Below are 12,694 nucleotides of genomic sequence, written 5' to 3' on the forward strand. Positions count from 1 at the left end.
GGATGGCGTCACCTGCGACTTCTCCGGCCTACAAACAGCAAGCCAGAAGGCAAAAAAAAAACCCGCCGAAGCGGGTTTTTTATTATGGCCATCAACGATTAATCGTTGTCTGAACCACCCAGGCCTGCGTTCAGCAGCTCTGCCAGGCTGGCAGTCGCATCTTCAGCAGTCACCTGCGGTGCTGCTGGCAATTCGCCAGCGGCACGGCGGCGCATACGATCCTGGTGGTACGCATAACCGGTACCAGCCGGGATCAGACGACCCACGATGACGTTCTCTTTCAGACCGCGCAGTTCGTCGCGTTTGCCCGCTACTGCTGCTTCGGTCAGGACACGCGTGGTCTCCTGGAACGATGCTGCAGAGATGAAGGACTCGGTTGCCAGAGACGCTTTGGTGATACCCAGCAGGTCGCGGGAATACGTTGCCGCAACTTTGCCGTTCGCTTCCAGTTCGCGGTTAGCGATCTTGACGCGGGAGTATTCAACCTGTTCGCCTTCCAGGAAGTCGGAGCTACCTGCACTTTCGATGGTCGCTTTACGCAGCATCTGACGAACGATAACTTCGATGTGTTTATCGTTAATCTTAACGCCTTGCAGACGGTATACGTCCTGTACTTCGTTGGTGATGTAACGCGTTACCGCGTGTACGCCACGAAGACGCAGGATGTCATGCGGTGCTTCCGGACCGTCGGAAACCACATCGCCACGTTCTACACGTTCACCTTCGAACACGTTGAGCTGACGCCATTTCGGAATCATCTCTTCGTACGGATCGCTGCCGTCTAACGGCGTGATCACCAGACGACGCTTCCCTTTGGTTTCTTTACCGAAGGAAATGATACCGCTGATTTCCGCCAGGATTGCCGGCTCTTTCGGACGACGAGCTTCGAACAGGTCCGCAACGCGCGGCAGACCACCGGTGATGTCCTTGGTACCGCCGGATTCCTGCGGTACACGCGCCAGGGTGTCACCAGAACTGATCTGTACGCCATCTTCCAGCTGAACAATCGCTTTACCCGGCAGGAAGTACTGCGCAGGCATATCGGTGCCTGGGATCAGAACATCGTTACCCTGAGCATCAACGATTTTCAGTGCCGGACGCAGATCTTTACCACCGGTAGTACGTTCAGCAGAATCCAGAACCACCAGAGAAGACAGACCGGTCAGCTCGTCGGTCTGACGAGTAATGGTCTGGCCGTCGATCATGTCAGTGAAGCGGACGAAACCACTCACTTCGGTGATAACCGGCATGGTGTGCGGATCCCAGTTTGCAACGGTTTCGCCGCCAGCAACCTGTTCGCCATCACCTTTCGCCATAACGGAGCCGTAAGGCACTTTATAGCTTTCTTTGGTACGACCGAATTCGTCGATCAGTTTCAGTTCGGTGTTACGGGAGGTGATAACCAGTTTACCGCTGGAGTTCACAACCGACTTCGCGTTGCTCAGACGGATGCTACCTTTATTTTTCACCTGGATGCTGGATTCAGCCGCCGCACGAGATGCCGCACCACCGATGTGGAACGTACGCATCGTCAGCTGTGTACCCGGTTCACCGATTGACTGTGCCGCGATAACACCGATAGCTTCACCTTTGTTGATGATGTGGCCACGCGCCAGGTCACGACCGTAGCAGTGCGCACATACACCAAAGTCGGTGTCACAAGATACAACGGAACGTACCTTGACGGAGTCAACGGAGTTCGCTTCCAGCAGGTCACACCACTGTTCGTGCAGCAGCGTATTGCGAGGAACCAGAATGTCCGCCGTACCCGGCTTCAGTACGTCTTCTGCAGTCACACGACCCAGAACGCGATCGCGCAGCGGCTCTTTAACATCACCACCTTCGATAACTGGGGTCATGACAAGACCTTCCAGCGTACCGCAATCGTCTTCGGTAACCACCAGATCCTGGGCAACGTCAACCAGACGACGCGTCAGATAACCGGAGTTCGCTGTTTTCAGTGCGGTATCCGCCAGACCTTTACGAGCACCGTGAGTGGAGATGAAGTACTGGAGTACGTTCAGACCTTCACGGAAGTTCGCGGTGATTGGCGTTTCGATGATGGAGCCATCTGGCTTCGCCATCAGACCACGCATACCTGCCAGCTGACGAATCTGTGCTGCAGAACCACGCGCACCGGAGTCGGCCATCATGTAAATGCTGTTGAAAGAAACCTGCTGCTCTTCTTTACCTTCACGGTTAATGACGGTTTCAGTTTGCAGGTTATCCATCATCGCTTTGGATACACGATCGTTCGCCGCAGCCCAGATATCGATAACTTTGTTATAGCGTTCGCCCGCGGTAACCAGACCAGACTGGAACTGCTCCTGGATCTCAGCAACTTCGGCTTCCGCTTCAGAGATGATCTCGTGTTTCTTCTCTGGGATGACCATGTCATCAATACCAACAGATGCACCTGAACGCGCTGCATAAGCAAAGCCGGTGTACATGGTCTGGTCAGCGAAGATAACGGTCGGCTTCAGGCCCAGAATGCGGTAACAGGTGTTCAGCATTTTGGAGATAGCTTTCTTACCCAGCGCCTGGTTGACGATGGAGAAAGGCAGACCTTTCGGTACGATCATCCACAGAATGGCACGGCCAACGGTCGTGTCTTTCAGGCTGGTTTTCGCAACGAACTCGCCGTTTTCATCTTTTTCGTATTCGGTGATACGCACTTTAACGCGCGCATGCAGAGAGGCCAGGCCAGCGCGATAAATACGCTCAGCTTCTTTCGGGCCAGTCAGCACCATGCCTTCGCCTTTAGCGTTAACACAGTCACGGGTCATGTAGTACAGACCCAATACAACGTCCTGAGACGGAACGATGATAGGTTCGCCGTTCGCCGGAGACAGGATGTTGTTGGTAGACATCATCAGCGCACGCGCTTCGAGCTGGGCTTCCAGCGTCAGCGGTACGTGAACAGCCATCTGGTCACCATCGAAGTCGGCGTTGTATGCCGCACAAACCAGCGGGTGCAGCTGGATAGCTTTACCTTCGATCAGTACCGGTTCAAATGCCTGGATACCCAGACGGTGCAGTGTTGGTGCACGGTTCAGCAGTACCGGGTGTTCGCGGATAACTTCGTCCAGGATATCCCAAACGACAGCTTCTTCACGCTCAACCATTTTCTTAGCGGCTTTGATGGTGGTGGCGAGGCCACGCAGTTCCAGCTTGCCGTAGATGAACGGTTTGAACAGTTCCAGCGCCATTTTCTTCGGCAGACCGCACTGATGCAGACGCAGGTATGGACCTACGGTGATGACAGAACGACCGGAGTAGTCAACACGCTTACCGAGCAGGTTCTGACGGAAACGACCCTGTTTACCTTTGATCATGTCGGCCAAAGATTTCAGAGGACGTTTGTTAGAACCGGTGATCGCACGACCGCGACGACCGTTATCCAGCAGGGCGTCAACCGCTTCCTGCAGCATACGTTTTTCGTTGCGTACGATGATGTCCGGTGCAGCCAGATCCAGCAGACGTTTCAGACGGTTGTTACGGTTGATCACGCGACGATACAGATCGTTCAGATCCGACGTTGCGAAACGACCACCATCCAGCGGAACCAGCGGACGCAGATCTGGCGGCAGAACCGGCAGAACGGTCAGGATCATCCACTCCGGCTTGTTGCCAGACTGAACGAACGCTTCCAGCAGTTTGATACGCTTGGTCAGCTTCTTACGCTTGGTTTCGGAGTTGGTTTCGTTCAGCTCTTCACGCAGAGTTTCACACTCTTGCTCCAGATCCATGCTCTTCAGCAGGGCCTGAATAGCTTCCGCACCCATCTTCGCGTCGAATTCGTCACCGAACTCTTCCAGCGCATCCAGATACTGTTCTTCAGTCAGGATCTGCTGGCGTTCCAGATTAGTCATACCGCCTTCGATAACCACATAAGATTCGAAGTACAGTACGCGTTCGATATCGCGCAGCGGCATATCGAGCAGCAGGCCGATACGGGACGGCAGAGATTTCAGGAACCAGATGTGCGCAGTCGGAGACGCCAGCTCGATGTGGCCCATACGCTCACGGCGTACTTTAGTCTGGGTCACTTCAACGCCGCACTTCTCACAGATCACACCACGGTGTTTCAGGCGCTTGTACTTACCGCACAGGCACTCGTAGTCTTTTACCGGCCCAAAGATACGGGCGCAGAAAAGGCCGTCACGCTCAGGCTTGAACGTACGGTAGTTGATGGTTTCTGGCTTCTTAACTTCACCAAAAGACCATGAACGGATCATGTCTGGCGAGGCCAGAGCAATTTTGATCGCATCAAACTCTTCGGTTTTAGTTTGCGCTTTCAGAAACTTTAATAAGTCTTTCACGGATTTGCTCCCGTCGGAGTTAGCACAATCTGGTGCTGGCTGTTACGCCAGCACCAGTGACCTGTTTGAGCGAGAGTTACTCGTCTTCCAGCTCGATGTTGATACCCAGCGAACGAATCTCTTTCAACAGTACGTTGAAGGATTCTGGCATGCCCGGCTCCATCTGATGGTTGCCGTCCACGATGTTCTTATACATCTTGGTACGACCGTTCACGTCATCAGACTTAACGGTGAGCATTTCCTGCAGGGTGTATGCCGCGCCATAAGCTTCCAGCGCCCACACTTCCATCTCCCCGAAGCGCTGACCACCGAACTGCGCCTTACCACCCAGCGGCTGCTGAGTAACCAGGCTGTAAGAACCGGTAGAACGCGCATGCATCTTGTCATCAACCAGGTGGTTCAGTTTCAGCATGTACATGTAGCCAACGGTAACCTGACGCTCGAATTGCTCACCGGTACGACCGTCGAACAGTGTGATCTGACCGGAAGTCGGCAGGCCACCCAGCTGTAACAGTTCCTTGATTTCAGACTCTTTCGCACCGTCGAAGACCGGCGTTGCGATCGGCATCCCTTTTTTCAGGTTTTCAGCCAGACGCAGAACTTCTTCATCGCTGAAGGTATTCAGGTCAACTTTCTGACGAACGTCAGCGCCCAGATCGTACGCACGCTGGATGAACTCGCGCAGTTTCGCGACTTCTTGCTGCTGTTTCAGCATGGCGTTGATCTTATCGCCAATACCTTTCGCAGCCATACCCAGGTGAGTTTCCAGAATCTGACCGATGTTCATACGAGACGGTACGCCCAGCGGGTTCAGCACGATGTCTACCGGCGTACCGTTAGCATCATGAGGCATATCTTCGATCGGGTTGATCTTAGAAATTACACCCTTGTTACCGTGACGACCTGCCATCTTATCACCAGGCTGGATCCGACGTTTAACCGCCAGATAAACCTTAACAATCTTCAGCACGCCCGGTGCCAGATCGTCGCCCTGGGTGATTTTACGGCGTTTCGCTTCGAGTTTTTTCTCGAACTCGTGTTTCAGTTCGTCGTACTGCTCAGCCAGTTGCTCCAGCTGATTCTGTTTCTCTTCGTCGGTCAGACCGAGTTCCAGCCAGCGATCGCGCGGCAGTTTGTCGAGCTTCTCAGCTTCAACGCCACCGGAAACCAGCACGGCATAGATACGGCTAAACAGACCAGCTTCGAGGATCTGCAGTTCTTCAGACAGGTCTTTCTTAGCCTGCTTCAACTGCATCTCTTCGATTTCCAGCGCACGTTTGTCTTTTTCTACGCCATCGCGAGTAAAGACCTGAACGTCGATAATCGTACCGGAAACACCGTTTGGCACGCGCAGAGAAGAGTCTTTAACGTCAGACGCTTTCTCACCGAAGATCGCACGCAGCAGTTTCTCTTCCGGGGTCAGCTGAGTTTCACCTTTCGGCGTTACCTTACCAACCAGAATGTCGCCACCAGTCACTTCTGCGCCGATATAAACGATACCGGATTCATCCAGTTTGGAGAGCGCAGCCTCACCCACGTTCGGGATGTCAGCGGTGATCTCTTCCGGCCCCAGCTTGGTGTCACGGGACACACATGCCAGTTCCTGAATATGGATAGTGGTGAAACGGTCTTCCTGAACAACACGCTCGGAAACGAGGATGGAGTCTTCGAAGTTGTAACCGTTCCATGGCATGAACGCCACGCGCATGTTCTGACCGAGCGCCAGTTCACCGAGGTCAGTGGACGGGCCGTCTGCCAGCACATCACCACGTTCAACCGGCTCACCCAGAGACACACACGGCATCTGGTTGATACAGGTGTTCTGGTTAGAGCGGGTGTATTTGGTCAGGTTATAGATGTCGATACCTGCTTCGCCCGGGTACATCTCGTCTTCGTTAACTTTGATAACGATACGGGAAGCATCCACGTACTGAACGGTACCACCACGTTTAGCAACCGCAGTTACACCGGAGTCAACGGCAACAGCACGTTCCATACCGGTACCTACCAGCGGCTTATCAGCGCGCAGAGTCGGAACCGCCTGACGTTGCATGTTCGCACCCATCAATGCACGGTTGGCGTCATCGTGTTCAAGGAACGGGATCAGAGACGCACCGACGGATACCACCTGTTGAGTGGATACGTCCATGTAGTCAACCTGGTCGCGGCTGAACAAGCTGGATTCGCCTTTGCTACGGCAGGTCACCAGATCTTCTACAAAGTGCCCTTCGTCATCCAGGTTGGAGTTCGCCTGAGCGATAACGAAGTTGCCTTCTTCAATAGCAGACAGGTAATGAATTTCGTCAGTAACCACGCCATCAACAACACGACGGTACGGCGTCTCAAGGAAGCCATATTCGTTAGTCTGTGCGTACACGGACAGGGAGTTGATCAGACCGATGTTCGGACCTTCAGGCGTTTCGATTGGACATACGCGACCGTAGTGAGTCGGGTGTACGTCTCGAACTTCAAAGCCTGCGCGCTCACGGGTCAGACCGCCTGGGCCGAGTGCGGAGATACGACGTTTGTGCGTAATCTCAGACAGCGGGTTGTTCTGGTCCATAAACTGAGACAGCTGGCTGGAGCCGAAGAACTCTTTCACTGCTGCAGAAATCGGTTTGGCGTTGATCATATCCTGAGGCATCAGGGTATCCAGATCGCCCAGAGACAGACGCTCTTTCACCGCACGCTCTACACGTACCAGGCCAACGCGGAACTGGTTTTCCGCCATTTCGCCTACGGAACGGATACGACGGTTGCCGAGGTGGTCGATATCATCGACTTCGCCTTTACCGTTACGGATATCGATGAGCTTCTTCATCACGTCAATGATGTCGTCTTTGCTCAGGATACCGGAACCTTCGATTTCGTCGCGCAGCAGAGAACGGTTGAACTTCATACGACCAACCGCAGACAGGTCATAGCGGTCTTCGGAGAAGAACAGGTTTTCAAACAGGCTTTCAGCTGCTTCACGAGTCGGCGGCTCACCCGGGCGCATCATGCGGTAGATTTCTACCAGCGCGCTCAGACGATCGTTGGTTGGGTCGACGCGTACAGTCTCAGAGATGTACGGACCGTGGTCCAGATCGTTGGTGAACAGCGTTTCGATACGTTTGTGGCCGGACTGGCTCAGCTTAGCCAGCAGATCCAGGCTCAGCTCCATGTTCGCTGCGCAGATCAGCTCGCCAGTAGATTCGTCAACGTAGTCTTTAGACGCTACTTTGCCAGCAATGTATTCAACCGGAACTTCGATATGTTTGATATCGTCTTTTTCCAGTTGGCGAATGTGGCGCGCAGTAATGCGACGGCCTTTTTCGACGTACACTTTGCCATTAGCTTCGATGTCAAAAGATGCGGTCTCGCCACGCAGGCGTTCCGGCACCAGTTCCATCTGCAGCTTGTTGTCGCGAATTTCGAAAACAACTTTCTCAAAGAACAGGTCAAGGATCTGCTCAGTGGTGTAGTTCAACGCACGCAGAATAATGGTCGCAGGCAGTTTGCGGCGACGGTCGATACGTACGAACAGGTTGTCCTTCGGATCGAATTCGAAGTCCAGCCAGGAACCGCGGTAAGGAATGATACGCGCGTTATACAGTACTTTACCCGAAGAGTGGGTTTTACCTTTGTCGGAGTCAAAGAAGACGCCTGGACTACGGTGCAACTGAGAAACGATAACACGCTCAGTACCGTTGATAACAAAGGTACCGTTGTCAGTCATGAGCGGAATTTCGCCCATGTAGACTTCTTGTTCTTTAATGTCTTTTACGGTGCCTTCCGGCGCTTCGCGCTCGTAGATCACCAGACGCAGTTTGACGCGCAGCGGTGCGGAATAGGTCACGCCACGGATCTGACATTCCTGAACGTCAAACACCGGTTCGCCAAGGCGGTAGCTGACGTATTGCAGCTCGGAATTACCGCTGTAGCTCTGAATCGGGAACACGGAACGGAAGGCTGCTTCCAGACCATACTGCCCTTCAGGATCTTGCTCGATAAACTTCTGAAACGAGTCAAGCTGGATAGAAAGGAGATAAGGTATGTCCAGAACTTGTGGACGTTTACCAAAATCCTTACGAATACGTTTTTTCTCGGTATAGGAGTAAACCATAGGGTTCCTCAGCTCGCTGACAAGTCGACCCATCTGTCCATTGAGCGGACAGTTTGTGCAACACTATTTTGTTGATCGGAAAATTGAATACTTTCCGCAATGCCTGTTGCTATCACGCTTAAACCATTTCGTTGCGATTTACACAGAGCGAGCACCCTGTCGCAGTATATTAAGTCGTCGATAGAAACAAGCATTGAAAGGCACAACAGTAGTCAAACAGTGTGAAATGCTACTGGCGCCTTACAGCGCAAAAAGGCTGGTGACTAAAAAGTCACCAGCCATCAGCCTGATTTCTCAGGCTGCAACCAGAAAAGTTGGCTTATTTAACTTCAACTTCAGCGCCAGCTTCTTCCAGAGATTTTTTCAGTGCTTCTGCGTCATCTTTGCTCACGCCTTCTTTCAGAGCGGCCGGAGCAGATTCTACCAGGTCTTTAGCTTCTTTCAGACCCAGGCCAGTTGCGCTACGTACTGCTTTGATAACAGCAACTTTGTTAGCGCCAGCAGCTTTCAGAATTACGTCGAATTCAGTTTTTTCTTCAGCAACTTCAGCCGGGCCAGCAGCTACAGCTACAGCAGCAGCAGCGGAAACACCGAATTTTTCTTCCATTGCAGAAATCAGTTCTACAACGTCCATTACGGACATAGCGGATACTGCTTCAATGATTTGATCTTTAGTGATAGACATTTAAATTGTTCCTGAAAATCAGAATAAGTTTATACGTAAGCAGATGCTTGATAAAGATAACTGCGATTAAGCAGCTTCTTTCGCATCGCGAACAGCAGCCAGAGTGCGAACCAGTTTGCCAGCCGAAGCTTCTTTCATGGTTGCCATCAGGCGTGCAATTGCTTCTTCGTAGGTCGGCAGAGTTGCCAGGCGATCGATTTGCGATGCCGGGATCAATTCACCTTCAAAGGCTGCGGCTTTGACCTCAAATTTTGCATTCGCTTTCGCGAAATCTTTGAACAGACGAGCAGCTGCGCCCGGGTGTTCCATAGAATATGCAATCAGGGTCGGACCAACGAACGCGTCTTTCAGGCACTCAAACTGGGTACCTTCAACAACACGGCGCAGCAGGGTGTTACGAACAACACGCATGTATACGCCGGCTTCGCGACCTGCTTTACGCAGTTCAGTCATTTTGTCTACAGTTACGCCACGGGAATCCGCAACTACTGCAGACAGCGCGCCTTTGGCTACTTCGCTGACTTCAGCAACAATCGCTTGTTTGTCTTGAAGATTTAAAGCCATTAGCTTTGCTCCTGGATGTTTGCCGGAACTCATGTTCCGGAACTCACTTCACTCTTCCCAACGGACAGAGCGTCTAAATACGGTGAGCAGAAACAAGCCAGAGTATCAGAAATAATCTTAGCGTTCTGTCACCGTCTACGCAGGGCATTAAGCTTCTTACGAAACACCTGCGGTCTTCGACGGAGGCCTGGATTAGGCCAGGCTCCAACGAACAAATCTGTTTATCTGCTAACTTTCGTTAACAAACGTGGGGGTAGAATTGTAGACAAATCCACCGCCCACGTAAAGCTAATCTTAGTTCGCAGAAGCGCTCAGACCAGCTTGATCAACGGCAACGCCAGCACCCATGGTGGTGGAGAGGCTAACTTTCTTGATGTACACGCCTTTCGCCTGAGTCGGTTTTGCTTTTTTCAGCGCAACCAGCAGAGATTCCAGGTTTTCTTTCAGTTTGTCAGCGTCAAAATCCACTTTACCGATGGTGGTGTGGATGATGCCGTTTTTGTCGTTACGGTAACGAACCTGACCTGCTTTAGCGTTCTTAACCGCTTCAGCAACGTTAGGAGTTACAGTACCAACTTTCGGGTTTGGCATCAGGCCGCGCGGACCCAGAACCTGACCTAACTGGCCAACAACGCGCATTGCATCCGGGGAAGCAATAACAACGTCAAAGTTCATTTCGCCTTTCTTGATCTGGTCAGCCAGATCTTCCATACCTACCAGTTCAGCACCTGCAGCTTTAGCAGCTTCAGCGTTTGCACCCTGGGTAAATACGGCTACGCGAACGGAACGGCCAGTACCGTGCGGCAGTACAGTTGCGCCACGTACGTTCTGGTCAGATTTACGAGCGTCGATGCCGAGGTTAACGGCAACGTCCACGCTTTCTACGAATTTAGCAGTGGCCAGCTCTTTCAGCAGAGCAATAGCTTCGTTGATGTCGTACTGTTTAGTTGCATCAACTTTGTCACGGATCACGCGCATACGCTTGGTCAGTTTAGCCATTTCTTAGTCCTCCACTACCAGGCCCATGGAACGTGCAGTACCTTCAATGGAGCGAGTCATCGCTTCAATGTCGGAACCAGTCATGTCGGCAGCTTTGGTCTGCGCGATTTCCTGCAGCTGAGCGCGGGAAATTTTACCCACTTTGTCTTTGTTCGGCTTGCCGGAACCAGACTTGATACCAGCCGCTTTCTTCAGCAGTACTGCTGCCGGAGGCGTTTTGGTAACGAAAGTGAAAGAACGGTCAGCGTAAACGGTAATAACAACCGGGATCGGCAGACCTTTTTCCATGGAATCAGTTTTTGCGTTGAACGCTTTGCAGAATTCCATGATGTTCACGCCCTGTTGACCCAGTGCTGGACCTACCGGCGGACTCGGGTTAGCCATACCAGCTGCAACCTGCAGCTTGACATAGGCTTGTACTTTCTTAGCCATTCTAAATTCCTCTGGTTGGGTTATAACGCCTCAAAGAGGCTCCCCGTAATAAAATTCGCTTTATGGATGGAATCCATAAAAACAAAAGGCGCGGAATTGTATTCCAATCCCGCGCCTTGTGCAACGATTAAATCGCCTCTTTTTTGATCGGCGTGTTAGGCTTTTTCAACCTGAGCAAAGTCCAGTTCTACCGGGGTCGCACGACCGAAGATAGAAACGGAAACTTTCAGGCGGGACTTCTCGTAGTCGACTTCTTCAACCACGCCGTTAAAGTCAGCAAACGGACCATCGTTAACACGAACCATCTCACCCGGTTCAAACAGCGTTTTCGGACGCGGCTTATCACCCACCTGCTGCAGGCGGTTCATAATCGCATCAACTTCTTTATCGCTGATTGGTGCCGGACGGTCGGAAGTACCACCGATGAAGCCCATTACACGCGGTACGCTGCGCACCAGGTGCCAGCTCGCGTCGTTCATAACCATCTGGACCAGTACGTAGCCCGGGAAGAATTTGCGCTCGCTTTTGCGACGCTGGCCACCACGGATTTCGACCACTTCTTCGGTCGGCACCATGACTTCACCAAACAACTCTTCCATATTGTGTAATTTGATATGCTCACGCAGCGACGTTGCTACGCGACCTTCAAAACCGGAAAACGCCTGAACGACGTACCAGCGCTTTTTAGGAGCTTCAGACATCTCAGAACCTCAGGCCAGTGATAAAGGATACCAGGCGGACCAGAATACCATCCAGTCCCCACAAGATCAGTGACATTACTGCGGTAACCGCAGCCACGATCAGTGTGGTGTGCAACGTTTCCTGGCGAGTCGGCCAAATGACCTTACGGACTTCAGTACGCGCTTCACGGGCAAAAGCAACCGTCGCTTTACCTTTTGTCGTCAACAGCGCAACACCACCCGCGGCGGCAATCAGAATCACTACGGCCAGCGCACGCAGCGGCAGCATCATGTCACGATAGAGGTAGTTGCCAACGATAGCCACAAGCAGCAATAGAGCTACAGCCACCCACTTCATCGCTTCCAGGCCGCGCCCGCTTCCTTGAGCTTCGGTATTCGCACTCATAAACCAACCTGTCAGAAGTATTCTACAAACATTTTCACCCCGCGTAAGCGAGGCAATCCAAACCGAAATGCTCTGGTGAGTTTCGGACTAAACGCCCTCTACAGAGCCTGTCTCAGCAATGATTATGACAAAAAAAATCACTGATGAGCCAGGTTCTGGTTCGAAAGCGTGCAAAAAGGGCATCAAATGATGCCCTTTTATTGCGCATTGCGTCAAATGATATCAGCGATTAGCTGATAACTTTAGCAACCACGCCCGCACCAACAGTACGGCCGCCTTCACGGATTGCGAAACGCAGACCGTCGTCCATCGCGATCGGGTGAATCAGGGTAACAACCATTTTGATGTTGTCGCCCGGCATTACCATCTCTACACCTTCCGGCAGTTCGATGGTGCCAGTCACGTCAGTTGTACGGAAGTAGAACTGCGGACGGTAGCCTTTGAAGAACGGAGTATGACGGCCGCCTTCGTCTTTGGACAGGATATAAACTTCAGATTCGA

At 52.3% G+C, this 12,694-nt stretch carries 8 protein-coding genes and 1 pseudogene; all 9 read right to left on the bottom strand.

The genetic code is table 11. The annotated features are described in order from the left end of the window. Positions 1 to 98: 98 nt before the first annotated feature. Positions 99 to 4,322: a DNA-directed RNA polymerase subunit beta' gene (rpoC, locus tag NNO04_RS17240; protein WP_271445735.1), complete on the bottom strand. Its 4,224-nt coding sequence runs from the start codon at positions 4,320 to 4,322 to the stop codon at positions 99 to 101. 76 nt (positions 4,323 to 4,398) lie between these two features. Next, complete coding sequence (rpoB, locus tag NNO04_RS17245) at positions 4,399 to 8,427, bottom strand: DNA-directed RNA polymerase subunit beta (protein WP_162379678.1); 4,029 nt, start codon at positions 8,425 to 8,427, stop codon at positions 4,399 to 4,401. A 319-nt stretch (positions 8,428 to 8,746) separates the two neighbouring features. Further along, entirely contained in the window at positions 8,747 to 9,112 is a 366-nt protein-coding gene (rplL, locus tag NNO04_RS17250; RefSeq protein ID WP_162379677.1) for a 50S ribosomal protein L7/L12, read from the bottom strand. Between the two features lie 66 nt (positions 9,113 to 9,178). Beyond that, positions 9,179 to 9,676, bottom strand: a complete 498-nt coding sequence (rplJ, locus tag NNO04_RS17255) for a 50S ribosomal protein L10 (protein ID WP_007704673.1) — start codon at positions 9,674 to 9,676, stop codon at positions 9,179 to 9,181. Positions 9,677 to 9,970: 294 nt separating this feature from the next. After that, positions 9,971 to 10,675 (bottom strand): 50S ribosomal protein L1, encoded by a 705-nt coding sequence (gene rplA / locus NNO04_RS17260; RefSeq protein ID WP_162379676.1) that lies wholly within the window; start codon positions 10,673 to 10,675, stop codon positions 9,971 to 9,973. Between the two features lie 3 nt (positions 10,676 to 10,678). Next, entirely contained in the window at positions 10,679 to 11,107 is a 429-nt protein-coding gene (rplK, locus tag NNO04_RS17265) for a 50S ribosomal protein L11 (protein WP_003033122.1), read from the bottom strand. A 155-nt stretch (positions 11,108 to 11,262) separates the two neighbouring features. Then, on the bottom strand, positions 11,263 to 11,808 hold the full coding sequence (gene nusG / locus NNO04_RS17270; RefSeq protein ID WP_003862341.1) for a transcription termination/antitermination protein NusG: 546 nt from the start codon (positions 11,806 to 11,808) through the stop codon (positions 11,263 to 11,265). 1 nt (position 11,809) lies between these two features. Next, positions 11,810 to 12,193, bottom strand: a complete 384-nt coding sequence (gene secE, locus NNO04_RS17275; protein WP_162379675.1) for a preprotein translocase subunit SecE — start codon at positions 12,191 to 12,193, stop codon at positions 11,810 to 11,812. 229 nt (positions 12,194 to 12,422) lie between these two features. Next, positions 12,423 to 12,694 (bottom strand): annotated as a pseudogene (gene tuf, locus NNO04_RS17280) (elongation factor Tu); the annotation flags it as partial.

This window comes from Citrobacter sp. Awk 4 (assembly GCF_028069725.1).
Classification (GTDB): Bacteria; Pseudomonadota; Gammaproteobacteria; order Enterobacterales; family Enterobacteriaceae; genus Citrobacter_D.

Bases quoted from the DNA above. Each gene is read 5' to 3' on its own strand.
- rpoB (WP_162379678.1), bottom strand. From the start codon at position 8,427: ATGGTTTACTCCTATACCGAGAAAAAACGTATTCGTAAGGATTTTGGT.
- rplL (WP_162379677.1), bottom strand. From the start codon at position 9,112: ATGTCTATCACTAAAGATCAAATCATTGAAGCAGTATCCGCTATGTCC.
- rplJ (WP_007704673.1), bottom strand. From the start codon at position 9,676: ATGGCTTTAAATCTTCAAGACAAACAAGCGATTGTTGCTGAAGTCAGC.
- rplA (WP_162379676.1), bottom strand. From the start codon at position 10,675: ATGGCTAAACTGACCAAGCGTATGCGCGTGATCCGTGACAAAGTTGAT.
- rplK (WP_003033122.1), bottom strand. From the start codon at position 11,107: ATGGCTAAGAAAGTACAAGCCTATGTCAAGCTGCAGGTTGCAGCTGGT.
- nusG (WP_003862341.1), bottom strand. From the start codon at position 11,808: ATGTCTGAAGCTCCTAAAAAGCGCTGGTACGTCGTTCAGGCGTTTTCC.
- secE (WP_162379675.1), bottom strand. From the start codon at position 12,193: ATGAGTGCGAATACCGAAGCTCAAGGAAGCGGGCGCGGCCTGGAAGCG.